The sequence below is a fragment of the Pseudomonas pharyngis genome (assembly GCF_021602345.1).
Lineage (GTDB): Bacteria > Pseudomonadota > Gammaproteobacteria > Pseudomonadales > Pseudomonadaceae > Aquipseudomonas > Aquipseudomonas pharyngis.
In genome coordinates this window covers 515,559-537,465 of record NZ_BQID01000002.1, presented here as the reverse complement: position 1 = coordinate 537,465, position 21,907 = coordinate 515,559, and the positions used below count along the sequence as shown (strand labels likewise).

The following is a 21,907-nucleotide window of genomic DNA, read 5'->3' as shown; positions in this document are numbered from 1 at the left end:
ATAAGTTTTTTTGGGTGGGTGAGCGTCAGGCGACGTTGAGCGGGATTTTCAGATAGCGGGTCCCATTCGATTCAGGTTCGGGCAAATGCCCGGCTCGCATGTTGACCTGGACCGAGGGCAGGATCAGTGTCGGCATGTCCATCGATGCATCCCGCTTGGTACGCATCGCCACGAACGCCTCTTCACTGATGCCATTGCGCACATGCACGTTGTGGTCGCGCTGGTCGGCAACGGTGCTGACGAATTGCACTTCACGGCCCCCCGGTTGGTAGTCGTGGCACATATAAAGCAATGTCTCTGCCGGCAGACTCAACACTTTGTTGATTGACTGGAACAGCGTGCGTGCGTCTCCGCCGGGGAAGTCACAGCGGGCAGTGCCGTAGTCGGGCATGAACAAGGTGTCGCCGACGAAGGCTGCCGTTTCGCCGCCGTTGCGGATCACATAAGTCATACAGGCTGGCGTATGGCCGGGTGTGTGCAGTGCGGTGCAGTGCAGCGTGCCGATGCTGAACGACTCGTCGCTGACGAACAGGTGATCGAACTGACTGCCGTCGCGGGGCATATCGCTACCGGTATTGAACAGCGTGCCGAAGACCTTCTGCACCGTCGAAATCTGACTGCCGATGCCTATTTTTCCGCCGACTTTCTCTTTCAGGTAGGGCGCGGCGGTCAGGTGGTCGGCGTGGACGTGGGTCTCCAGAATCCACTCGACCTGCGCATTCAGCTCGTTCACCCGGGCTATCAGGCGGTCGGCGGACGTGGTGGCGGTGTGGCCTGATTTGGGGTCGTAATTCAAAACGCTGTCGATGATCGCGCAGTGGCGGCTGGCTTCATCCAGTACCAGATAGCTGACGGTGTTGGTGGCAGAGTCGAAGAAGCCTTCGACGTGAAGTTTGACGCGCATGAACGGTCTCCTTGAGGGGGCTTTTTTACCGAGCCACTTAGACTAAGGACTGACATTGCAATAAGTTTGCCAGGCGATGGCACTCACTAAATTTTCTAATATCTAATTGATTTTATTTGTTTTTTTGTTGTTGTATGGGCGTGTTAGGGCCTCTATCGGGTGGATTTTTCTGCCATTGGCAGTGCCTGTTGACAGAGGTGGCAGTGCCACAACAGGATAGAAGAATGGATTCCAGGAGCCATGATGAAGACTTTTCAGCCGACCCCCACCAACGCCGTCCCCCCTCCGGATCAAGTGCAGTCGCTTGTTTCGTTTTTGGAACACGAACCGAACCCCATGATCGTGCTTGATCCGGACTACAACATCCTGGCGGCCAACACGGCCTATCAGCGTCAGTTCGGCAGCGCTGACAAGCCCTTCATCGGGCATAAGTGCTATCAGATCTCCCACCATTACGACGTCCCTTGTGATCAGGCGGGTGAGAATTGCCCGATGAAAAAAGCCCAGGAAATGCGTGGGCCGGATCGTGTCTTGCACATCCACCACACGCCTCGGGGGCCGGAGCATGTCGACGTGGAATTGCGCCCGATCCTCGACGAGCACGGGGTGATTACCGCCTATGTGGAGCGCCTGACACTGGTACGCAGCGCCTCGGCGCGCCCCAGCGACGAAGGGTTGGTCGGCTGTTCAGCGGCTTTCAACCTCGCCCTGTCGGAGTTGCAACGGGTGGCGCCCTCCATGCTGCCGGTGCTGCTGCTGGGGGAATCGGGCACCGGTAAAGAGCTGTTCGCGCGCGCCGTCCATGAAACCAGCGAGCGGGCCGCCGGGCCGTTTGTCGTGGTGGATTGCTCGGGCTTGACCGAAACGCTGTTCGAGAGCGAGTTGTTCGGCCATGAAAAAGGCGCCTTTACCGGCGCCATCACGCGCAAGCCCGGCTTGGTCGAAACCGCCCAGGGCGGCACATTATTCCTGGATGAAATTGGCGATGTGCCGTTGGCCATGCAGGTGAAACTGTTGCGCCTGATCGAATCCTCGACTTATCGCCGGGTCGGCAGTGTCGAGACCTGTCACGCCAATTTCAGATTGATTGCCGCCACCCACAAACCGCTGGAAAAGATGATGGAAACAGGCGAGTTCAGGCAGGACCTGTACTATCGCATCAGCGCCTTCCCGATTCACTTGCCACCCTTGCGTAACCGGGTCGAAGACATCGGCTTGCTGGCCAATTCCTTTCTACAGCGTGGCGGTGCCGGCAAGCGCCGCCTGACCCTCGACCCTGAAGCCTTGGCAAGGCTCCAGCAATACCCCTGGCCTGGCAATATCCGTGAGTTACGCAATGCTCTGGAAAGAGCCAGTCTGTTCGCTGACGACGGCGTCATCCGTGCCGTCCATTTACCCCAGGCATGCGCGGCGCTGCCGCCTCAGGCTGTGGCTTCGACGCCGTTAGACAGCAACACGCTGGCGCAGGTGTTGGCGACATTCAAAGGCACCCGCAGCGAGTTGGCCAAGCACCTGGGGATCAGCGACAGGACCTTGTACCGACGCCTGAAAGAACAGGGCCTGGCCTAGGCAGTCTACGACTGCCAATGACTGCCAACCTGGCAGATTGGCAGCGTGCTGGCCTGCCAATTCACGCTGAATTCAACCCGATAACATCGTAACCGTCTGTTTTGTAACGATATAAATACAGACTCAGGCCATGGCATGCCCTGTGCTAATTGCCTGGCATGACCATTTCCGACAAACGACTGCTGCGCCATCTGCTCACCGCGGTGCTGATCAAGCTCGTGCTGCTGAGCGTGCTGTGGTGGCTGTTCGTCCGGGATTCGCACGTCACTGTCGACCCGAACACTGTCGGCAACCGATTCGGTGTACCCACCTCGACTCAAGGGGCAAGCAAGTGATCTCAGAACAACTGGTGGATTTGTCACGGCTGCAGTTCGCAGCTACTGCGCTATACCACTTTCTTTTCGTACCGCTGACGGTGGGCATGGTGTGGCTGCTGGTCATCATGGAGAGCGTCTATGTGATGACCGGGAATGTCATCTGGAAAGATATGACGCACTTTTGGGGCAAGTTATTCGGCATCAACTTCGCCTTGGGGGTGACCACCGGCATCACCTTGGAATTTCAGTTCGGCACTAACTGGGCGTACTACTCGCACTACGTGGGCGACATCTTCGGCGCCCCGCTGGCGATTGAGGGGTTGATGGCGTTTTTTCTCGAATCGACCATGATCGGGCTGTTCTTTTTTGGCTGGGATCGCCTGAAGAAAGAGCACCACTTGCTGGTCACGCTGCTGATGGCCATCGGTACCAACCTGTCGGCGCTGTGGATTCTGATCGCCAATGGCTGGATGCAGAACCCGGTGGGCTCGGAATTCAGCTACATCACCATGCGCATGGAGATGGTGGATTTCTGGGCGGTGGTGTTCAACCCGGTCGCACAGGCCAAGTTTGTGCACACGGTGTCGGCCGGTTATGTCACCGGTTCGATGTTCGTGTTGTCAATCTCCAGTTGGTACTTGCTCAAGAATCGAGATGTCGAGTTCGCCAAGCGCAGTTTTCGGGTAGCGGCCGCCTTCGGCCTGGCCTCGGTGTTGAGCGTCATCGTGCTGGGGGATGAGTCCGGTTACACGGTGGGCGAGGCGCAGCAAACCAAGCTCGCGGCCATGGAGGCGATGTGGGAAACCAAGCCGGCGCCGGCGGGGCTGACCTTGCTGGCCAGCATCAATGAAGCCGAATCCCGGAACAACTGGGAAGTCGACGTGCCGTGGGTGATGGGCTTGATCGGCACGCGCTCGGTCAGCAAGCAGATCCCGGGCATTCATGACATCAAAGCGAAAAACCGCGTGCGCATTTTGCGTGGCATTACCGCCGTCAATGCGCTTGAAGCCCTGCGGGCCGATCGTACCGATAAGGCGGCGTTCGATACCTTTGAAGAGTACAAAGCGGACCTCGGCTTTGGCCTACTGCTTAAAAAGTACGTTGAGGATGTGAACCAGGCCACGCCGGCCATCATCGACAAGGCGATGAACGATACCGTACCGCACGTGACCCCGATGTTCTGGGCGTTCCGGCTCATGGTCGCGCTGGGTTTCGCCATGCTGTTGCTGTTCGGGCTGGCCTTCTGGAGCACCTTGAAGTCGGTCTGCACACGCCGCCGCTGGTTGCTGCGTTGGGCGCTCTGCATGCTGCCTGCACCCTGGTTGGCCTGCGAGCTGGGCTGGTTCGTCGCTGAATATGGCCGTCAGCCCTGGACCATCTACGGCGTGCTGCCCACCCACATGAGCGTATCGACCCTCAGCATCAATAACCTCTATGGCTCGCTGGCAGGCTTCGTGGCGTTTTACACCGTGCTGCTGGTGGTTGAAATGTTCCTGATGGTCAAGTTTGCCCGCCAAGGGCCCGGCAGCCTCGGAACCGGTCGTTACGCTTACGATGCCAACCTGAAGGACCTCCAACATGCTTGATTACTTCACCCTGAAACTTATCTGGTGGGCACTGGTCGGCGTACTGCTGATCGGCTTCGCCATCATGGACGGCCACGACATGGGGGTCGGCACCTTGCTGCCCTTTGTGGGCCGCACGGACCTGGAACGCCGCGTCGCAATCAACACCGTCGGGCCGCACTGGGACGGCAACCAGGTGTGGTTCATCACGGCGGGTGGCGCACTGTTCGCGGCGTGGCCGGTGGTGTATGCCACCGCGTTCAGCGGGTTTTACTGGGCGATGATTCTGGTCCTATGGGCGCTGTTCTTCCGCCCGGTGGGGTTTGACTATCGCAGCAAGATTCACAACGCCAAATGGCGCAGCACCTGGGACTGGGGGCTGTTTGTCGGCGGGGCCGTGCCGCCGCTGGTGTTTGGCATCGCGTTCGGCAACCTGTTGCAAGGCGTACCGTTCCACTTCAATAACATGCTGGTATCGACTTACACCGGGAGTTTCTGGCAACTGCTGAACCCCTTCGCGCTGCTGACCGGCGTGGTGAGCAGTGCAATGATCACCCTGCAAGGCGGTACCTATCTGGCGCACCGCACTGAAGGCGTGATCCAGGCCCGTGCCATCAAGGGCGGGGTTGGCGCGGCGCTGGTGCTGCTGTTTACATTCGTCATTGCCGGTGTGTGGTTGCAATCGATCGACGGCTATCGCATTACCTCGGTAGTGGATACCGCCGGGCTGCCGGACATTCTCAACAAGACCGTGGTACGCGAAGCGGGGGCCTGGATGACCAACTATGGCCATTATCCTGTGTTGTGGCTGCTGCCCGCGCTGGGCTTGGGTGGCGCAGTCGGTGCCGCATTGTTGATGATGATGCGCCGCACACTGGCCGCGTTTGTCGCCTCGTCACTCGCGGTGATCGGGGTGATCAGCACGGCCGGCGTGTCGATGTTCCCCTTCGTCATGCCGTCGTCGACCGTGCCTGCGGCCAGCCTGACCGTGTGGGACAGCGTGTCCAGTCATCTCAGCCTGTCCATCATGTTCTGGGCTACGTTGATCTTCATGCCGCTGATCGTGATTTATACCTCGTGGGCCTATCGCGTCATGCGCGGCAAGGTCACCGTGGCACAGATCGAAGCCAACGAACATTCGGCCTACTAACGCCATCAGAGGAGTAAAGACTATGTGGTATTTCGCCTGGATGCTGGGAGTCGGTTTTGCCTTGCTGCTGGCCATATTGAATGCGATGTGGGGCGAGAACGAAGCCGGTCGCGCCCTGAGCGACCGTGAGGAGCCGCAGCCATGATGCCGCGTGTCGCCGACGCCCCGGCACCCTCACGCCTTCACCCGCTAAGCTTGCTTATCGCAGTAGCTATCATGCTCGTGTGTACGCTCTATCCGCCCCTGATGGTCGCCCCGGACGGCAAAGCTGATCATGGGCTGGCAATGGCCTTGTTCACGGCGATGAGTGTGGCCTTTGTGCGGGGCGTGGGGTTTGTGCCACGCGCGCGCGCGTGGCGCTGGCTGTTCTCGGGCTGGACTTGCTTTGCGTCACTTGCAGTTGCTGGCTGGGTCAAGTTTCTACATTGAGCACTGACAACACGATTGACCTCTTGAGTGCTCGACCTAGTGAAATGTGCAAGTATTTTTCTTTGGTCCAGTAGAACGTTAGACATCTGCAAACTCGTCGGCGGCTTTAATACCTGATTTAGACGTTATTTGAAACGCGAGTGGTGCGCCTGTAGGATTCAAGGAATGCACCACTGAAACCCTGAAGTGTCTGCGCGGCGAGGCAGTTCAGTTGAATAAACTCTAGTTCCCGCTCATTGAGTGCTGCTGCCGTGCTCGTCTAAATTTATTCTCACCGTCGTATATGCAAGCGTCATACAGGTGCCCAAACGGTGAGCAACCTACATCGGTCTTGGAACCAGCGATTTCAGCAGCAACCGAATCAATAGTCTCCAGCAGGAAGCGCTGACGGTTTTCAACGGAGCCACTGTATTGGTCCGTTCGAATGTTCGGCGTGCTGCTTAGGAACTAATCGAACAGAAAGTCATTGGCAGCCATGATTTCGATATCACCAAAACCTGCGTCCATTACCATCCGCGCAGATTTCACAGAGTCTGCGATGCCCGGTATTCCATCCTCATTTTCCACACCACATGGGACACTTGGTTGAACCGGGCCTGATTTGTAGGGCAACCAAAGCTATGCCATGCCCTTCACGTCTCGGGGTGGCAGGCTACTCACCTGCGCCAAGCAAGCATTGAGGGCTTCACGAGTTTGCTTACCGTCTTGCATAGCATCCTACGTGGAATTAACAGCCCGGATGCTCACCGGCAAGGGGGTTGAATATTGTTACATGCCGCCACCTAATTGGTTGACTATTAACGGTGGATTAAATATTCGATTTTATCATGTCGCTTTGAACGCGTCGGCGGTTGACCGTCGTCTGCCACACGACGGTGTTGGGGGAGGGGAAATCTGGTGTTGATGACCTACCTATTGACTGGTAGTGTTCCTGCTAAGGGTATTTTTTTACGCTTGGAACTCTCCTTCAATAGTGTGGCCAGCCTCCATTCAGCTACTAGGAATCAATATGAACTACCTTGCACACCTCCACTTAGGCGGACAGGAGCCGCAACAGCTGCTGGGGAGTCTTTATGGAGATTTTGTGAAGGGTGCGCTTTTAGGAAAATTTTCTACTCAGACTGAGGAGGCAATCAGGCTGCATCGTCGAATTGATGCCTTCACGGATTCCCATCCACTGGTTAGAAGGGCGCTTGATCGATTCCCGGCAACAAGACGTCGCTATGCAGGAATCGCGCTCGACATGTTTTTTGATCACTGCTTAGCGCGAGATTGGGAGCGATACGCCGATCTACCCCTGGACGTTTTCTCTCAAAAAATCTATCGACTTTTAGAGGGGGAGCCCGCGTTGCCGGAACGATTGGCTCAAATCGCGCCGTTGATCATCACGGAAGATTGGCTTGGAGCGTATAGGGATTTTTCGATGATCGGCCATGGGCTGGAAGTCATCTCCCTACGCCTATCCCAACCAGACGGCTTGCGTGGGGCATACGAAGAGCTGACAGCTCTGTATGAGCCGCTAAGTGCGGATTTCTTAGAGTTCTATCCATTGCTGTGGCAGTACGCCCAACCCGGTTCGGAATTAGGAAAAAAATCGCCAATTTCGATGGTTAGCGTTTAGACCAGGCAGCTCGTCTGGATACAACGAGCTGCCTCAGAAGTCGATTTAATCTGGAATAAAATCAAGCGGTACTTCACTTGTCGACTTGATTTCTTCCATTGCAAACATGGAAGTCATATTCGCAACCGGTAGCTGACTAATGATCTTTTTATAGAGTGCATCGTACGCTTGGATATCAGGCAGGAAAGCCCGAATTAAATAGTCAACCTCACCGCTCATCCGATAAATGTCGACAATTTCGGTCATGTCACGGGTGGCTTTATGGAAGCGATCTATCCATTCAATGGAGTGTTCCCTTGTTTTGATCATTATGAACACTGTCACTTTTGCGTTCAGCGTCGTTCTGTCAAGGATGGCGACACGTTTCTTGATGAAACCTTGTTGTTCCAGGCGCTGAATTCTGCGCCAGCAGGGAGTCATGGAGAGCCCGACTTGCTCCGCGAGCTCGGTGACTGGCTGAGTAGAGTCTCGCTGGAGACCTGCCAGTATTCGACGATCAATACGGTCTAGGCGGGATGAGCGATCCGGCAGCTTTGAAGAACTGGACATTTACACAGCCTCGAAAAAATATTGCACAGATACAGAAAGCATTGGAAGTTGCTTCTATGTCAAGAGGTTGGGGTGTGGAAATTTTGCAATAGTTTACCTATTGTCAAATGGTAGTCTTTTTTCATCAGCTAAACGGATCGAGCAGAGTGCTTCATCAGGGAGAAAAAAAGAGGTGCGTTCTAGCCCCAAAGCGGGCGCGCTGAAAATAACAAGAGGCTCAGAGGGCCATCCCCTCAAATCTGCGCATGGCCGGCGCATCACTGGGAGATACCGATATGATTTTCAAACGTATGGGCATGCGTCTGTTACCGGCATTGGTTCTAGTAGGAGTGGTTTCCGGATCATCAGGCGTTTACGCCGAAGGTGAGGGGGATGGCGTTTGGGCAGCAGCCCAAAAATCTGGGTCGATTCGTTGTGGCACGGCAGAAGCTCCACCGTACATCATGAAAGATCCGGCCACCGGGGAGTATTCAGGTTTCTTCGTCGATGCGTGCAGAGAGTTTGCTGAGATCCTGAAGGTCAAGCCGGTATTTGTGGATACCAGTTGGGACAACATGATCGCTGGCTTGCAATCCAGAAAATGGGATTTGGCACCTGCACTTACGGCTACCCCGCAACGTGCGCTCTCTATCGTATTCTCAAAAAACTTATCAGCGACCGAATCGACCTTTATCTACAACCAGAAAAACCCAAAGACGAATCATCCGAAAAGCCTTGCTGATATTGACCAGCCTGGCGTGACCATCGCTGTCTCGTCTGGTACTGCTCAAGATAAGTCACTTACGGCCATCATCAAAAACGCATCGATTATGCGGTTACCTGGCCCGGACGAAATCCGTTTGGCTGTAATGTCTAAACGAGCTGATGTGATTTTTGATACGTCAGCAGCTAATGACTTATTCGCTGCTTCGCACACCGACTGGGCAGTCATTCTTAAGCCTGTGCCGGCGATCGACAAAAAAGGCGTTTCGTTCGGCCTACGGCGCGATACCTCATACGCTGATCTTCAAGTATTAGACCTTTATATCAATGACGCCGTCGCGACCGGTCATATGGATGAGCTAATCAATAAAGCGATCGCACACGAGACTAAGTGATTGGTCTTAGTGGGTGTTAGAGGCTGTCTGATCTTGGAGTAGAAGCTAATGGCAAATTCAAATTATCTCGTAGAAATGAAGGGGCTGCACAAAAGCTATGCGGGCGGCGTGAAACCTGTGCTGCAAGGTTTGGACATTAGCATGTGCCCTGGTGATCGGGTTGTCGTGATTGGGCCGAGTGGTGGCGGGAAAAGTACATTGCTGCGAGTGTTGATGGGTCTAGAAGATATTGATAAAGGCCAATTACTGTTTCAAGGCAAAAACTACATTACGACTGACAAATATGGAAGAACGGTAATTGATAAGGAGATCCGTCGTAACATTGGAATGGTTTTTCAGCATTATACGTTGTTCCCCCACCTCAATATTCTTCAGAACCTGACACTCGCACCGATCAAGGTAAGAGGTGAGTCGAAGCAGTCGGCAGAACTTCGAGCGCGCGGTTTGTTGACGAGATTCGGGTTGGAAGCAAAGGAAAAAGCTTATCCTGCCCATCTTTCCGGTGGGCAGAAGCAACGCGTCGCCATCGCTAGAGCCTTGATGCTCGATCCAAAGCTAATGTTGTTTGATGAAGTGACTTCTGCTCTCGATCCCGAGCTGGTGGCTGAAGTCGAGCAAGTCATCATGCATTTGGCTGAACAATCCATGCCCATGGTGATAGTGACTCACGATATGCACTTCGCCAAAAACATCGCTTCACGTGTGATTTTCTGCGCTGGCGGCGTTGTAGTCGAAGATGGGCCTCCCGAGCAGGTACTCGGTAGGCCGAAGGAAGCTCGAACGAGAGAGTTCATACAGCGAGTCTTTCATATTGGCGAGACGGTAGGAGTCGGACGTGAACTATCAATTTGATTTGTTCTTCATCGCGAACGGTCTCTGGCCGCTGCTCAAAGGGTTAGTCGTAACCCTGGAACTCACTGTCGCAGCGAATATCATCGGATTGACTCTTGGTTTCATCATTGCACTATTGGTTATGAGCCCAAATCCGATACTCCGTTGGCCTTTTACCTTGTTCATCGAGTTTTTCCGCTGTACCCCTGCGCTTGTCCAGATCGTATGGTTTTTCTACTGCATACCCATCATCTTCGATGTTTACATCGATGCAATGACGATGGGTATTTTGGCGATTGGACTCAACCTTGCTGCATTCAACGCGGAAGCGTACAGGGCCGCCATCCAGGGAGTTCAAAGCAATCAGTACGATGCAACTGTTGCTCTGGGGCTTTCTCCGTTTCAACGAACTGTGTATGTGGTGCTCCCACAAGCATTTCGTTCGGCGCTACCCGTTTTGGTTGCAAACGGCATTGGCGCATTCCAACAAACTGCGCTGGTTGCGATAGTCGCTTTGCAAGATCTCATGTATATGGGAAAAATACTGGCCACCGACACTTATCGACCTATCGAGGTGTTTACCGTTATAGCTCTTATATATTTTGCAATATCGTTCCCTATATCACAGCTCGTAGAATACATAGAGCGACGCCGTAAAGCGGAAAACTCATGAGGACGCGGCCATGGAACTAGATTTTTCAGTAATCTTCGATTACAAGGCTGCGTTGTTTTTTGGCCTTTTGTTAACTTTAAAGCTCACGGCGATCTGCGTTGTGTTGGGGTGTGCTTTAGGTTTTTTGGTTGCGATTGCAAGGAGCTCAAAAAATAAGATTATCTATGGGGTCAGCACTGTCTATGTAGCGCTGTTTCGCGGTACTCCAGTGCTCATTCAGTTGTTTTGGATGTTTTTCTGCTTGCCTCTGGTCTTGGGTATGGAGCTCTCGAATCTGACTTGCGGAATAATCGCGCTTACGTTGTATATGGCGGCGATTACGAGCGAGACGTTCCGCGCATCGTTCAGTTTTGTTAGCAAAGAGCAACATGATGCGGGGGTTGCTCTCGGACTGACTTATCGTGTTCATACTTTGTACGTTCTTCTACCGCAAGCGCTTCTCAGAGCGGCTCCCACGCTTTTATCGAATTGCACTAGCTTATTTAAGGAGAGTGCACTCGTCTCCGCCGTGGGTATGGCTGACTTGATGTTCGTTAGTCAAAACATATCGAACCGAACAGGGCACCCGGTGGAGCTTTTGACAGCAGCGGCAGTAATCTATTTTGTTATTGCATTTCCTATTACCCGGGCAGTTACTGCCTTGGAGCGGAAAATCCTGCATACCATGGCTATTTAGTTAAGCAAGAAAGAAAAACTTTGTAGCGATTGACAACAGTTAATAATTTAAGCGCTCGTAGCGAAGTAGGATGACTATGTTTAATGGCGATAGACCTTTCATTAGCGGACAAGAATCTGAGATCGACCATTCAATGTGGTCTGCGACTGGTGGGGCAAAGCCAGAAAGCGTGATCCTTGCACGGCAAGAGTCGTGCGATGTGTTGATCATCGGTGGCGGCTTTAACGGTGTGACGGCAGGACTCCACTGTGCGGAGCGCGGTGCTAAGACGATATTGGTTGAGGCTCAAGAAATTGGTTCTGGTGCGAGCGGTCGCAATGCGGGGCAAGTGAATCCTGGCCAGTTCCTCTCGCCCGAACAAATCCTCCGCGCGTTAGGCCCCGATTATGGTCAGCTTTTCTTGAAGGAATTGGGTAGCGCCCCAGACGTCGTCCGTCAGTTGATACGCGATTACGATATTGATTGTGCCGCTGACGAAAGGCCTATCATCCGCTGTTCAACGTCTCCTCAAAAAACACGAGAACTCGAAACCCAGGCTTCGGATTGGCAAGCCCTGGGCGCGAATGTTCAGATGGTCTATGGCTCTGAACTCGAAGAGATGAACGGATCGACCCGATATAAAGCTGCACTGATCGATCATCGCGGATTTACGCTTCAACCGCTTGCCTACGTGCGCGGGTTAGCGCGAGCCGCAGTCGCCAGAGGTCTTAGAATTTCTACCGGGTCTAAAGTGACATCCCTGGAACCTTCAGGTACCGGATGGGTTGCTACCACCGGCAATACGACAATAAAAGCCGACAAAGTCATTCTCTCAACCAACGCATACAGCAATGATCTGGTACCAGGTTTCAAAGAGGAAATAATGCCTCTTGGTGCTTTTGGTATCGCCACTGCAGATCCGTTACCTCCTGAGTGGAGAGAGCGAATTTTGCCTCACTACATAGCCATGTGGGACACCCATAAGATACCGCTGTGGTTCAGATATGACCCGGTTGGGCGTCTTCATGTTGGATCTATTGGATTCCTTCCCATTCATTCGGAAGGGGATAACTGGGTAAATCGCGCAATGAAGTTTGTCTACCCTTTCGCGCCTACATTCAAATGGGGCTATCGGTGGTCAGGCACGCTTGGCCAAACGGTCGACAGATTGCCGCATCTCGTTGAACCGCGCCCGGGCATCTTTGCAACCATCGGATGTAACGGACGAGGCATTGCACCAAATGCTTATTTCGGAAAAATGCTGGCTAAAATCGCACTTGGCGATGATGTAATCACTCCGTTGCCACTAAGAAAGTCTACGAAATATCCAATGCGTGAGATCGCATTAGAAGCATATGACGCTGGAATTCGTTTCTATCGTAATACGCTGCTTTTCACGTAGCCAAGACGAAAAAACTCGTGGGCTCTGCAGTTCTGTTGGAGGTCTTCATTCGTGCGCTAGCGAAACCTGGAAAAATAATTCCAAGAGTTTGGCTTTTTTTAGAAGTTTATTCATTTTTGCTTGGCTTTAGCGGTGAAGATTGGAAACTGCTTTTGATGAAGGAAGAATACACTGACTTCATCGAGCCCAATTAGCGAAATAGCGATATGAGTGGCCTCTGGGGCTGTTTGCGACGAGATGACCTATATTTCGGATCTATGTAGATAGGTGAAGAAAAATGAGTGTGAAATCAACAGAATATAGTGCTCTAGATGAATTGGCGTCCAGGGTACAGGCCGATCTCCACGTTCTACGTTTTCCTCATGACCCTTGGGTACTGCCTAAGGCGCACCCTAGCGGCAAGCATGTCTACGACGTTGCTATCATCGGGGGAGGCCAAGGCGGGTTGGCAATCGCTGCAGGTCTCTTGCGCGAACGGGTTGATAACATCGTTGTTTTTGATCGGCAGCCCAAAGGCCTGGAAGGCCCATGGAATAATACGGCGCGGATGCGCACTTTGCGTACCGTAAAGCATTTGCCGGGTATTGATGCGACATTAACCAGTCTTGCACCTCAAGCATGGTATACAGCCAAATACGGCGAAGAGGCTTGGGAAGAGCTGATAAAAATTCCGAAAGGGGACTGGCAAGAGTATCTAACATGGTGTCGCGATACGTTGAAGATCCCAGTGGAGAATCTTACTGGTGTCTCCAACGTCATTCCAGAAGAAAAGCTGTTTCGACTAGAGCTGAACAGATTCGACGATCGAGGAGAAATATCGGCTCGCGACGTTGTTTATGCTCGCAGAGTGGTTGTTGCGACAGGTGTTGATGGCAGCGGGGCGTGGCATGTACCCAAGTTCATCTCATCGGCATTGCCTAAAGATCGATATGCATCTTCAGGAGAGCATATAGATTTTTCCAAGCTTGTAGGGAAGAAGATTGCTGTTCTCGGTGCAGGCGCATCTGCATTCGACAACGCTTCGACTGCGCTTGAGGCAGGAGCGTTAGAAGCGACTGTTTGTATTCGTCGCAAGGATATCCAGCGAATTAACCCTCAGATCTGGATGGCAAAAGCAGGGTTTCTTAATCATTACGCTGATATGGATAATTCCCTGAAGTGGAAATACATGCGGCATATGTTCAGGTACAACATTCCAGCTCCGCAGGACGCCTACAATCGATTGTCAGGTTTAGAAGGTGCGAGCGTTCGTACCAATGCGGCCTGGGAAGGGGTGAAACTCGTCATTGATGACGGAAAAGAACAAGTTGAGATCACCCTTGCGTCTGGAGACAAGCTCAAGGTCGACTACTTGATAGTTGCTGTTGGGTTTGTGAACGATTTTTCACTACGCCCAGAGCTTTCAAGCATTGCCAATGACATAGCGCTGTGGCAAGACAAATATAGTCCTGCCCATGGGGAGGAAGATGCTCAAATATCTAGCCATCCCTACCTGGGTGAGAATTTTGAGTTTGTCGAAAAATCGCCTGGGGAAGCCCCCTACATTAAGAATATATTCAACTTTACTTATAGCGCCCTTGTAAGTATGGGGCTTTCCGGTTCGGCTATCAGCGGGTTTAGATATTCGGTTCCTCGTGCGGTACGTGGTATCACCAAATCGCTTTATCTTGAGGATGCTGAAGAAATTTATAATAAATTCACCGATTATGCCGAGCTTGAGATGGTAGGAGTTGTTCCGTTCAGCAATTCAACTCAGACAAGCAAAATTTTCGCTGATTGAATTATTTGTCATTGCTTGGCCCATGAAAGGTATCGGTAATCGATACCTTTGCTGACATAAAATTATAAATTGTTAATATCCATTAATAATGGATAGGGATCTGTTCATGCGAAATATTTCAACTTTGTTAGCCCCTGCTGCCGTTGGCCCTTATTCCCAAGCAGTCTGCCATGGCGAATATCTATTTGTTTCTGGGCAGCTAGGCATTGACCCAGCCAAAGGAGAGCTGGTGGCGGACGATGCCTTGCTTCAAATGAAACAGTGCCTCAGCAATATCTCAGCGATTGCTGAAGCAGCGGGCACCGGTATTTCAAAGACTATCAAAACAACAATAATGGTCACGGTTTTAAGTGATTTTGCGAAGTTGAATGACGTATATGCTACCTATTTCTCTTCTCCGTTCCCTGCTCGCGCCACATTCGAGGTTTCCGCACTACCAAAAGGAGCCCTCGTTGCAGTAGATGCCATTGTCGCGCTGGACTGAATGTTGAATCAGTAGCCAAATACAGGATATTTATGAATCTTAATCTCGGTAATCAGGATAAAGAGTGGACTCGCTGGGCGATCGGCGTGTTGCAGGGGGATGCCAATCGCTCTGCCGATACACATCTGATTCCTTTAGATTTTAACGGGCTGCCTGGGATATCGATTTATCTAAAGGATGAGTCTACTCACCCTACAGGCAGTCTGAAGCACCGCTTGGCACGATCGCTTTTCCTGTATGGCATCTGCAATGGCTGGATAAAGAAAGGTACTTTGTTAGTCGAGGCATCTTCAGGCTCAACAGCTGTCAGTGAGGCGTATTTCGCTAAGCTCCTAAATCTGCCCTTTACTGCAGTAATGCAGCGTTCCACCAGTTGCCAGAAAATCGATGCAATCAATCGATTAGGGGGAACATGTCACTTTGTTGACAATCCTGGGGCTATCTATACGGTCGCCGAGCAACTTGCTCGTGAAACGGGTGGTCATTATTTAGACCAGTTTACAAATGCAGAACGCGCTACTGACTGGCGTGGCAACAATAACATCGCCGAAAGTATATTTTCGCAAATGGCGATGGAGAAAGATCCTGAACCAGCTTGGGTGGTTATGAGTGCCGGCACTGGAGGAACGTCAGCTACAATCGGAAGGTATATCAAGTATAAGCATCTGAACACTCGACTTTGTGTAGTTGACGTTGAACATTCTGCTTTCTACGAATCCTACGATACTGGGGATAAGGCGAGCACTTGTGCCACTCCCTCTCGGATCGAAGGTATTGGTCGGCCTAGGGTAGAGCCTTCGTTCATCCCTGATGTCATCGACCACATGATAAAGATTCCAGATGCAGCTTCACTTGCTGCCATGCACGTTCTTTCAGAGCGGCTATCGCGTCGTGTTGGTGGTTCTACGGGAACGAATTTCTTTGGTGTTTGTTGTATCGCGGAGCAAATGCGCTCACAGAAGCAGACAGGGTCAATAGTATCGGTAATTTGCGATTCGGGAGATCGTTATACCTCTACGTATTACGATGCTGACTGGCTTAAAGAAGCCAAAATTGACATAAGGCCTTATGAGAAATATTTGAATTTATTTCTCGATGGAGAAGCTTCAGATGTGTCACTGATCAACCTCTGTGAAAATGTACGAGGCCAGTAGTTAGTCTTGACTCATAACTGGTTATTAATAAGCTGACGGCTCTTATGCAAGCTTTAAATAAATCGGCACTTGGTTCTTAAAAGCCAGGTGCCTTTCGGTTCGCGCCAATCAGTTTCTTGGGGATCAGCCTACGAGCACTTCGCTGATCTGAATGATGGGCTTGAGATTGGTGTAATTGGCGATGTCCGCCCCGATGGCCTTGGCATGCGGCCCGAATGCTGCGGTGAATGCGTCGAGCGATTCGAAGAAGAGATGGCCTATCGCAAGGTAGGTCGGATCGCTTCCCGGCACTGGGCCTTGAAGGCCTTTTTCAACAGTGAAGTGACTGCAGGCCCCGGCCATCTTCTGCTGAATCATCGTCATATGTTGGTCACGATAGTAATCGAAGTCGAAGGTTGCGTCCGCTTCATTCGGGTACAGAATGCTTACGTCAATCATTGGGTGTATCTCCCTGGTTTATTGATTAAACGGCGGCAACACCAACAGGGCGTTCGCCTGAGATGGTTGTTCGATGCATGAGGCGTAGGTGGCCGTCGTAGCCACCCTCTGCATTGTGAAGCGTGCAGCGGTTGTCCCACAGAGTAAGCATGTTCGGCGCCCATCGGTGACGGTAGACATATGTGTCCTGCACCATGTGTTGATACAAATAACTCAGCAGCGCCGTTGATTCTCCACGAGTCAAACCCTGAATACCCTGCGTATAGACAGGGCTCACGTAGAGGGATTTGCGACCCGTCACGGGATGTATACGTACCAGCGGGTGTGGCCAGGTTTTGTCGGCGTCTTCACTGACTACTATCTTCATTGAGCGTGCTTCTGTCTCTTTTGCGAAGAGGCCATTTTTGCCATACGGCATGCTCGCAGAATGTATCGCGACGAGATTATTCATGAGTCCTTTCATCGTCTCAGAAAGGTCATCGTAGGCACGATAGCCGTCGGCAAATAGCGTATCGCCACCCACGGGTGGAGTGATCTTGGAATGTAGGATGGTTCCCGCCGGCGGCTGTTCCTGAAAGCTCCAGTCTGAGTGCCACTGGGCACCAAAGTTAACTGCCTTTTCATCTGCCTCGCGTCTGAGTTCGAGAATGTGCGGATGAGCCTCCATCGGGACGATATATGGGTCTACGCCGAACTCACCAAACTGAAGCGTGAACGCTTCCAGTTGTGTGTGGGAGAGAGGCTGATCCGGGAAGTAAATTACCGAGTGCCTGGCCCACGCTTCCTTTACCTCTCTTAATACAGCTGCCGTGAGTGGCTTATCAATCGAGATACCAGTAATCCTGGCTCCAAAACCCTGAGCCTCGGGTTCCACCTGAATATGCCTAAAGTTGCTGTCCATCATCGCAGTCCCTTTCTCTCATTTTTATAAATAGATAAATCACAGGAAGACCGTGGAGGGATTCTCCGATGCCAGCCCTCTGCTGTCGTTGCTACCGTGCGACAGAGAATTGATTTGGGATGCCAATACCTTGGGCGGTTGGTGTTCCCGCTTTTCAATTGTCGTGTCGAAACAAATCTTTGGCGTGTGGTGCCATTCCCGCCGATTCCACACGTACCCACACTCAGCCAGGCTGCGTAGCGTGCGCAGCAGTGATCAATAAAAATCCCGGAAAGGGCAGGGAAGGGGACGAACGATGAGCGATTACGATCTGAGTTTTAAGCGCGCGTTGGCTCGTGGCGAGCTAGACAGCAGGTTCGACACGATTGTCATAGGTTCTGGTGCAGGCGGCCTAAGCACAGCCGCATTGTTGGCGCTCGAAGGACAGCGCGTTTTGGTGCTCGAACGCCACGCGGTGTTGGGTGGTTGTTTGCAATCCTTCAAACGCCAGGGCTTCGAGTGGGACGTAGGCCTGCACTATATGGGCGAGGTACATCGCAAAACGAGTGGCCTCTATCGCCTTTTCGACAAAGTCTCAGGTGGTCAACTTGAATGGGCGCCCATGCCCGAAAACTACAATCGCATTATCGTAGGTGCCAATAGCTACGATCATATGGCCGGTGCAGAAGCCTACAAGGATCGACTCAAGGACTACTTTCCGAAGGATGCGCGCGCGATCGATCGTTACGTAGAGCTAGTGGGTGAAGCAAGCCGGGCTGCGAAATGCTTCTTCGGAGAGCGGGCGTTGCCACGTTCAGCGTCTGATGCAGCGTTCACCAAGGCTCAGACTGCGTTCATGTCACTTGCGCAGCGCACAGTGCAGGATGTTTTGGACGAATTGACTGACAACGCTGACCTTAAGGCAGTCTGGTGTGGGAACTACGGCGACTACTGCAATTCCCCTGCGGAGGCCTCTTTTGCGATCCATGCCATGGTTTTCAGCCATTACATCGATGGTGCGAGCTACCCCGTTGGCGGTTCGCAACGCATCGCCACAGCAATGGCCGACACTGTACGTGCGGCAGGAGGAGCTTGTCTGGTGGCGGCAGAGGTTGTGAGCATCGAGATGAGTGATGGTTGCGTAGTAGGTGTGCAAACCGCTGACGGAAGCCAGATTCGCGCGGACAGAGTCGTCAGTGCGATTGGTATCTCTCAGACCGTACCGTTGCTGGCTCATGCAAATCCTGAACTGGCGCAACCATTGGGTGAGGTAACTAAGAGCATTGGTACAACTCAATGTTTTGCTGTGCTGAACCTAGGCATCGACATCGCAAACGCTGATCTGAACATTCATCCAGCCAATCTGTGGGTGCACCCAAGCAATGATCTCCCGGCGAACCTTGTACGGTACAAAGCTGATCCAGAGGGACAGCCCATGCCCCTGCATTTCATTGCCCATCCATCACTGCGGGATCCGAGTTGGCCCGAGCGCCACCCTAAGCAGAGCACGATGGATATTTGCGGCTTAACTGATTGGTCGGTGTTCGAGCGTTTCACTGGCACGAAGTGGAAGCACAGAGGCGCAGAGTACGAGGATATGACGGCAAGACTGAGCGAAGACCTCTTGGCCGTGGCCTTAAAACATTATCCTCAAATCAGCGGACGCATTGCTCATGCCGAGTTGGCTACACCTCTAACTTTCAATCACTTTCTAAATCGTAGTCGCGGCAATTTCATGGGATATGAACAAACGCCGCTTCGTTTTGCACAGCGCTGGATGCGCGCGCACGGCCCTGTTAAAGGTCTATTCTTCGGTGGACAGGATGTGACCGCTGCCGGAGTCAGTGGTGCGATGGTCAGTGGGCTGGTCGCGGCGAGTGCCGTTCTCGAACGTGACCTTTTTCGTGAGCTTTAGACCTCAAGTTCGCACCGGGTCGAATCGGCTTTACAAGGCGCCCTCTGGTGGTCAGAACCCTCAGTATTGTTGATTGCAAGGGCCTTTCCTCCTGCAGAGAAGCTGCTTACTAATTCAAGGCGCAGCGCACTAGGTGCTTTACCGAAATGACCTCGCACAGCATGCGAAAAAGCGCTGGGCTCTGCATAGCCCAGCCGTTCTGCCAGCATCATAAGCGGCAGATCGGGATCAGCCAGGCCTTCCAATGCCTCGCTCATACGCACCGCTTCCAGTAATTGGCGGAAGGATGAACCGCGCTCAGCCAATCGACGCTGAAGAGTACGCCTGCTGAGATCCAGCGAACTCGCAACGCTGTCGCAATTCGCTTCTGAAAATCCCTGCGCGGCAATGGCTGCTGTCACGTAATCAACGAGCGTGTCGGAGCGACCCTGGGTTTTAAGCAACGTCTCCGCGCGACCGAGTACGATGCGAAGCAGTGTTGGATCAGCAGCCTGCCAGGGTGAGTCCAGCAGTTCAGCGCCAAATACGACACGAGCGTGCTCGACTCCGAGAATGACCGGACATTCAAAATAGACTTGATAGCGGTCGGCTAAACACGCGTCAGTACCAGGTAGCTCAATTCTGGATGGCCTACGATCAGCCGGCATACAGTTATAGAGAAGGCGTATGTACGCGGCAAACAGCGAATCTATCTGGGCCGGATGCATGGCAACTGGGCTGGGTGTTACGTGGTAAACCAGATGAACACCATTGTTGGACGCAGGTTCAATTAAAAAACGACCAGAGTTGCTGACCAATTGCTGCAGCCTGACCGTATGGGCGAGCGCCTGGCGTAAGGAGCTACTGTGCATCAACACCAGCGCTACGACGTTCATCGATTGCAGTGGCAGTGCTACGCCAACCTTCAAGCCGAGCAGCGGATCCTGGGAGAGTTGCATTGCCCGCTGCCAAAGCCTTCTCACTTGTACGAGTTGTAGTTGCCGCGTCGGCGCCACGTCTTCCAGGTGTTTAGCCCATGAAGCGCCCAGACGGGAAGGCTCGATACCTTGACGAGTCAGTTCCTCGATGACGCCTACAAGCCAAGTGGCACTGACGGTGAGAGGTCGGGTCATTTTACGTCCTTTATCCACAGTGCGATGCTTGGTTAGAAAGGGAAACGCCGCTATATATGCGCAGCATTGCTCTCTTTAATTAGAATTCAGCAAGGCAATATGACGAATATCTAGCACGACAGGCATGAATATTCCAAGGCTATCGCGGACGCGTTTCGCAGCGGAGTAAATCCGGCGAATTAGGGGGACGAAGGAGAGGAGTGGAATTGTGCAATGCATCTGTTGATTTTTACTAACGGGCAGATCGTGGCTACCCGTTAGTGTGCGATGTGCTGGTCAGATTCTTACGGGTTCTCCTAGAACGTGCATCAAGCGATTTGCCCATCCGAAAATGGCTGTAGCCAATACCAGATCAACGACACCAAGCGTGTCAAAGCCGAGTTCTTTCAAGGCATCGGCATGCCGTGTATTCAGCACTGGGGGTGACTTGGCTAACTCAACCGCAAAGTCAAACAACGCCTGAGAGCGATCATCCAATTGTGCTTCGGTTTCGTCTGCAAAGATTTTTGCGACCAGCTCTGTACTTTTGGTCAGCTGATTGTATCGGGCGCCGTGTACTGCAGCGCAGTAGACGCATCGATTAACAATTGAAGAACCAATCGCCCCCAGTTCACGCTCAGCTGGAGGCAAGCCAGCGCGGCCATACATAATAGCGTTGAACAAAGGGGATCGCACCGCGAGCGATTCAGGGTCATGAGCGAGAGTGAGCACATACTCCGAGATCTTTTTGCTCGATGGGGTCACTTTCATCGCATCAAGCTGCTCTTGGCTCGCACTTTCTAACTCGACAGGCTTGATGTACGGCGACCAGTGAGGCACCGATACGGTGAAATTATGCACAACCTGGCTCATTTCATTTCTCCTGCAATTTTGAATCCTGCTACGACCCGGAGTTGGTAGTTCACGAAAGCGAGGACTTCCGTGAGCCTTACGATGTCCGGTTCTGAAATCCCAGCGGCCTTTAAGGTATCGATATCTTGCTTTGTAGCTTCTCGCGGCTTTTGAGTGACCAGATCCGTGAATCGGATAATCGCCATAAAGCGTTCATCCCCGTACGCGGACTGCTGAGGATTGGCAGCAACATAAAGGCCTTCTTCGCCACCTGCTGTCTCAAGACAAGCATGGTAGTGATCAGCCAATTCTTCAGAGTTGCTCAACCGAGCGATTCGTTCAGCAAGAGCTGCACGTTCTGCATGTGACAGACCACCGGGATCTTTCGGAATGATCACGGCATCATGGCTCGCTTGGCTCAGCGCCATAATTTCTGCCCGCTCAGCAATGGCCATCGCGAGCGGAGAGTTTTCGTTTGCGCCGACAAGACGCTCGATAATGTTCGGAGTAAGCATATGAGTTCCAATAGTTAGCGACACGTTATTTCCTGG

24 protein-coding genes are annotated in these 21,907 nt (G+C 52.5%); 16 read left to right on the top strand and 8 right to left on the bottom strand.

Annotated elements, in window-relative coordinates:
- Nucleotides 1–25 precede the first annotated feature (25 nt).
- Entirely contained in the window at nucleotides 26–904 is an 879-nt protein-coding gene (locus L6D74_RS05940; protein WP_236184431.1) for an MBL fold metallo-hydrolase, read from the bottom strand.
- 243 nt (nucleotides 905–1,147) lie between these two features.
- On the opposite strand from L6D74_RS05940, the gene L6D74_RS05935 reads away from it, so the two are divergent.
- The 6 genes from L6D74_RS05935 (at nucleotide 1,148) to L6D74_RS29955 (ending at nucleotide 5,934) form a co-directional block, all read left to right on the top strand.
- The gene (locus L6D74_RS05935) at nucleotides 1,148–2,473 is read left to right on the top strand and encodes a sigma-54 interaction domain-containing protein (protein WP_236184428.1); all 1,326 of its coding nucleotides are present in this window, start codon (nucleotides 1,148–1,150) and stop codon (nucleotides 2,471–2,473) included.
- Nucleotides 2,474–2,631: 158 nt separating this feature from the next.
- Entirely contained in the window at nucleotides 2,632–2,808 is a 177-nt protein-coding gene (gene cydP / locus L6D74_RS05930) for a cytochrome oxidase putative small subunit CydP (RefSeq protein ID WP_024076427.1), read from the top strand.
- On the top strand, nucleotides 2,805–4,376 hold the full coding sequence (locus L6D74_RS05925; protein ID WP_236184419.1) for a cytochrome ubiquinol oxidase subunit I: 1,572 nt from the start codon (nucleotides 2,805–2,807) through the stop codon (nucleotides 4,374–4,376). Before cydP ends, L6D74_RS05925 begins: the two co-directional genes overlap by 4 nt.
- Complete coding sequence (gene cydB, locus L6D74_RS05920; protein ID WP_236184417.1) at nucleotides 4,369–5,505, top strand: cytochrome d ubiquinol oxidase subunit II; 1,137 nt, start codon at nucleotides 4,369–4,371, stop codon at nucleotides 5,503–5,505. Before L6D74_RS05925 ends, cydB begins: the two co-directional genes overlap by 8 nt.
- Nucleotides 5,506–5,527: 22 nt before the next feature.
- The gene (cydX, locus tag L6D74_RS05915) at nucleotides 5,528–5,650 is read left to right on the top strand and encodes a cytochrome bd-I oxidase subunit CydX (protein WP_236184415.1); all 123 of its coding nucleotides are present in this window, start codon (nucleotides 5,528–5,530) and stop codon (nucleotides 5,648–5,650) included.
- Entirely contained in the window at nucleotides 5,647–5,934 is a 288-nt protein-coding gene (locus L6D74_RS29955; RefSeq protein ID WP_309295705.1) for a cyd operon YbgE family protein, read from the top strand. The genes cydX and L6D74_RS29955 overlap by 4 nt, the downstream gene beginning before the upstream one ends.
- Before the next feature lie 222 nt (nucleotides 5,935–6,156).
- Here L6D74_RS29955 and L6D74_RS05905 read toward each other — a convergent pair whose 3' ends face one another.
- The gene (locus L6D74_RS05905) at nucleotides 6,157–6,360 is read right to left on the bottom strand and encodes an oxidoreductase (RefSeq protein ID WP_224796979.1); all 204 of its coding nucleotides are present in this window, start codon (nucleotides 6,358–6,360) and stop codon (nucleotides 6,157–6,159) included.
- A 583-nt stretch (nucleotides 6,361–6,943) separates the two neighbouring features.
- Here L6D74_RS05905 and L6D74_RS05900 point away from each other — a divergent pair.
- On the top strand, nucleotides 6,944–7,555 hold the full coding sequence (locus L6D74_RS05900; protein ID WP_236184413.1) for an acyl carrier protein phosphodiesterase: 612 nt from the start codon (nucleotides 6,944–6,946) through the stop codon (nucleotides 7,553–7,555).
- A 45-nt stretch (nucleotides 7,556–7,600) separates the two neighbouring features.
- On the opposite strand, the gene L6D74_RS05895 is transcribed toward L6D74_RS05900, so the two are convergent.
- Nucleotides 7,601–8,104: an Lrp/AsnC family transcriptional regulator gene (locus L6D74_RS05895; protein WP_069787660.1), complete on the bottom strand. Its 504-nt coding sequence runs from the start codon at nucleotides 8,102–8,104 to the stop codon at nucleotides 7,601–7,603.
- Between the two features lie 275 nt (nucleotides 8,105–8,379).
- On the opposite strand from L6D74_RS05895, the gene L6D74_RS05890 reads away from it, so the two are divergent.
- The 8 genes from L6D74_RS05890 (at nucleotide 8,380) to L6D74_RS05855 (ending at nucleotide 16,180) form a co-directional block, all read left to right on the top strand.
- Nucleotides 8,380–9,201, top strand: a complete 822-nt coding sequence (locus L6D74_RS05890; protein WP_236184405.1) for a substrate-binding periplasmic protein — start codon at nucleotides 8,380–8,382, stop codon at nucleotides 9,199–9,201.
- Nucleotides 9,202–9,249: 48 nt separating this feature from the next.
- Nucleotides 9,250–10,053: an amino acid ABC transporter ATP-binding protein gene (locus L6D74_RS05885; protein ID WP_150750596.1), complete on the top strand. Its 804-nt coding sequence runs from the start codon at nucleotides 9,250–9,252 to the stop codon at nucleotides 10,051–10,053.
- A complete protein-coding gene (locus L6D74_RS05880) occupies nucleotides 10,037–10,705 on the top strand; it encodes an amino acid ABC transporter permease (protein ID WP_108538218.1) in 669 nt (222 codons plus the stop codon). The genes L6D74_RS05885 and L6D74_RS05880 overlap by 17 nt, the downstream gene beginning before the upstream one ends.
- Nucleotides 10,706–10,715: 10 nt before the next feature.
- Nucleotides 10,716–11,381 carry an amino acid ABC transporter permease gene (locus L6D74_RS05875; RefSeq protein ID WP_236184403.1) on the top strand — a complete coding sequence of 222 codons (666 nt, stop codon included), beginning with the start codon at nucleotides 10,716–10,718 and terminating at the stop codon, nucleotides 11,379–11,381.
- A 70-nt stretch (nucleotides 11,382–11,451) separates the two neighbouring features.
- Nucleotides 11,452–12,762: an NAD(P)/FAD-dependent oxidoreductase gene (locus L6D74_RS05870; protein WP_224790104.1), complete on the top strand. Its 1,311-nt coding sequence runs from the start codon at nucleotides 11,452–11,454 to the stop codon at nucleotides 12,760–12,762.
- Nucleotides 12,763–13,039: 277 nt separating this feature from the next.
- Nucleotides 13,040–14,542 (top strand): FAD-dependent oxidoreductase, encoded by a 1,503-nt coding sequence (locus L6D74_RS05865; RefSeq protein ID WP_236184401.1) that lies wholly within the window; start codon nucleotides 13,040–13,042, stop codon nucleotides 14,540–14,542.
- Nucleotides 14,543–14,648: 106 nt separating this feature from the next.
- Nucleotides 14,649–15,026, top strand: a complete 378-nt coding sequence (locus L6D74_RS05860) for a Rid family detoxifying hydrolase (protein ID WP_236188162.1) — start codon at nucleotides 14,649–14,651, stop codon at nucleotides 15,024–15,026.
- A gap of 32 nt (nucleotides 15,027–15,058) precedes the next feature.
- The gene (locus L6D74_RS05855; RefSeq protein ID WP_236184399.1) at nucleotides 15,059–16,180 is read left to right on the top strand and encodes a PLP-dependent cysteine synthase family protein; all 1,122 of its coding nucleotides are present in this window, start codon (nucleotides 15,059–15,061) and stop codon (nucleotides 16,178–16,180) included.
- A gap of 123 nt (nucleotides 16,181–16,303) precedes the next feature.
- Here L6D74_RS05855 and L6D74_RS05850 read toward each other — a convergent pair whose 3' ends face one another.
- Complete coding sequence (locus tag L6D74_RS05850) at nucleotides 16,304–16,618, bottom strand: EthD family reductase (protein WP_236184398.1); 315 nt, start codon at nucleotides 16,616–16,618, stop codon at nucleotides 16,304–16,306.
- Between the two features lie 25 nt (nucleotides 16,619–16,643).
- Nucleotides 16,644–17,519 carry a TauD/TfdA dioxygenase family protein gene (locus L6D74_RS05845; protein ID WP_236184396.1) on the bottom strand — a complete coding sequence of 292 codons (876 nt, stop codon included), beginning with the start codon at nucleotides 17,517–17,519 and terminating at the stop codon, nucleotides 16,644–16,646.
- A 295-nt stretch (nucleotides 17,520–17,814) separates the two neighbouring features.
- Here L6D74_RS05845 and L6D74_RS05840 point away from each other — a divergent pair, with 295 nt between their 5' ends.
- Nucleotides 17,815–19,413 (top strand): phytoene desaturase family protein, encoded by a 1,599-nt coding sequence (locus L6D74_RS05840; protein ID WP_236184395.1) that lies wholly within the window; start codon nucleotides 17,815–17,817, stop codon nucleotides 19,411–19,413.
- On the opposite strand, the gene L6D74_RS05835 is transcribed toward L6D74_RS05840, so the two are convergent.
- From L6D74_RS05835 to L6D74_RS05825, 3 genes are all read right to left on the bottom strand, one after another.
- A complete protein-coding gene (locus L6D74_RS05835; RefSeq protein WP_078732109.1) occupies nucleotides 19,410–20,525 on the bottom strand; it encodes an AraC family transcriptional regulator in 1,116 nt (371 codons plus the stop codon). The two genes, L6D74_RS05840 and L6D74_RS05835, sit on opposite strands and share 4 nt — an antisense overlap.
- 276 nt (nucleotides 20,526–20,801) lie before the next feature.
- Nucleotides 20,802–21,377, bottom strand: coding sequence for a peroxidase-related enzyme (locus tag L6D74_RS05830; RefSeq protein ID WP_236188161.1), 576 nt, complete (start codon nucleotides 21,375–21,377; stop codon nucleotides 20,802–20,804).
- Complete coding sequence (locus tag L6D74_RS05825) at nucleotides 21,374–21,871, bottom strand: CMD domain-containing protein (RefSeq protein ID WP_008015713.1); 498 nt, start codon at nucleotides 21,869–21,871, stop codon at nucleotides 21,374–21,376. Before L6D74_RS05825 ends, L6D74_RS05830 begins: the two co-directional genes overlap by 4 nt.
- Nucleotides 21,872–21,907 lie beyond the last annotated feature (36 nt).

Excerpts from the sequence above, each read along its gene's own strand:
- L6D74_RS05940 (WP_236184431.1), bottom strand. The coding sequence starts at position 904 with ATGCGCGTCAAACTTCACGTCGAAGGCTTCTTCGACTCTGCCACCAAC.
- L6D74_RS05935 (WP_236184428.1), top strand. The coding sequence starts at position 1,148 with ATGAAGACTTTTCAGCCGACCCCCACCAACGCCGTCCCCCCTCCGGAT.
- cydP (WP_024076427.1), top strand. The coding sequence starts at position 2,632 with ATGACCATTTCCGACAAACGACTGCTGCGCCATCTGCTCACCGCGGTG.
- cydB (WP_236184417.1), top strand. The coding sequence starts at position 4,369 with ATGCTTGATTACTTCACCCTGAAACTTATCTGGTGGGCACTGGTCGGC.
- cydX (WP_236184415.1), top strand. The coding sequence starts at position 5,528 with ATGTGGTATTTCGCCTGGATGCTGGGAGTCGGTTTTGCCTTGCTGCTG.
- L6D74_RS29955 (WP_309295705.1), top strand. The coding sequence starts at position 5,647 with ATGATGCCGCGTGTCGCCGACGCCCCGGCACCCTCACGCCTTCACCCG.
- L6D74_RS05900 (WP_236184413.1), top strand. The coding sequence starts at position 6,944 with ATGAACTACCTTGCACACCTCCACTTAGGCGGACAGGAGCCGCAACAG.
- L6D74_RS05895 (WP_069787660.1), bottom strand. The coding sequence starts at position 8,104 with ATGTCCAGTTCTTCAAAGCTGCCGGATCGCTCATCCCGCCTAGACCGT.
- L6D74_RS05890 (WP_236184405.1), top strand. The coding sequence starts at position 8,380 with ATGATTTTCAAACGTATGGGCATGCGTCTGTTACCGGCATTGGTTCTA.
- L6D74_RS05885 (WP_150750596.1), top strand. The coding sequence starts at position 9,250 with ATGGCAAATTCAAATTATCTCGTAGAAATGAAGGGGCTGCACAAAAGC.
- L6D74_RS05875 (WP_236184403.1), top strand. The coding sequence starts at position 10,716 with ATGGAACTAGATTTTTCAGTAATCTTCGATTACAAGGCTGCGTTGTTT.
- L6D74_RS05870 (WP_224790104.1), top strand. The coding sequence starts at position 11,452 with ATGACTATGTTTAATGGCGATAGACCTTTCATTAGCGGACAAGAATCT.
- L6D74_RS05865 (WP_236184401.1), top strand. The coding sequence starts at position 13,040 with ATGAGTGTGAAATCAACAGAATATAGTGCTCTAGATGAATTGGCGTCC.
- L6D74_RS05860 (WP_236188162.1), top strand. The coding sequence starts at position 14,649 with ATGCGAAATATTTCAACTTTGTTAGCCCCTGCTGCCGTTGGCCCTTAT.
- L6D74_RS05855 (WP_236184399.1), top strand. The coding sequence starts at position 15,059 with ATGAATCTTAATCTCGGTAATCAGGATAAAGAGTGGACTCGCTGGGCG.
- L6D74_RS05850 (WP_236184398.1), bottom strand. The coding sequence starts at position 16,618 with ATGATTGACGTAAGCATTCTGTACCCGAATGAAGCGGACGCAACCTTC.
- L6D74_RS05845 (WP_236184396.1), bottom strand. The coding sequence starts at position 17,519 with ATGGACAGCAACTTTAGGCATATTCAGGTGGAACCCGAGGCTCAGGGT.
- L6D74_RS05840 (WP_236184395.1), top strand. The coding sequence starts at position 17,815 with ATGAGCGATTACGATCTGAGTTTTAAGCGCGCGTTGGCTCGTGGCGAG.
- L6D74_RS05835 (WP_078732109.1), bottom strand. The coding sequence starts at position 20,525 with ATGACCCGACCTCTCACCGTCAGTGCCACTTGGCTTGTAGGCGTCATC.
- L6D74_RS05830 (WP_236188161.1), bottom strand. The coding sequence starts at position 21,377 with ATGAGCCAGGTTGTGCATAATTTCACCGTATCGGTGCCTCACTGGTCG.
- L6D74_RS05825 (WP_008015713.1), bottom strand. The coding sequence starts at position 21,871 with ATGCTTACTCCGAACATTATCGAGCGTCTTGTCGGCGCAAACGAAAAC.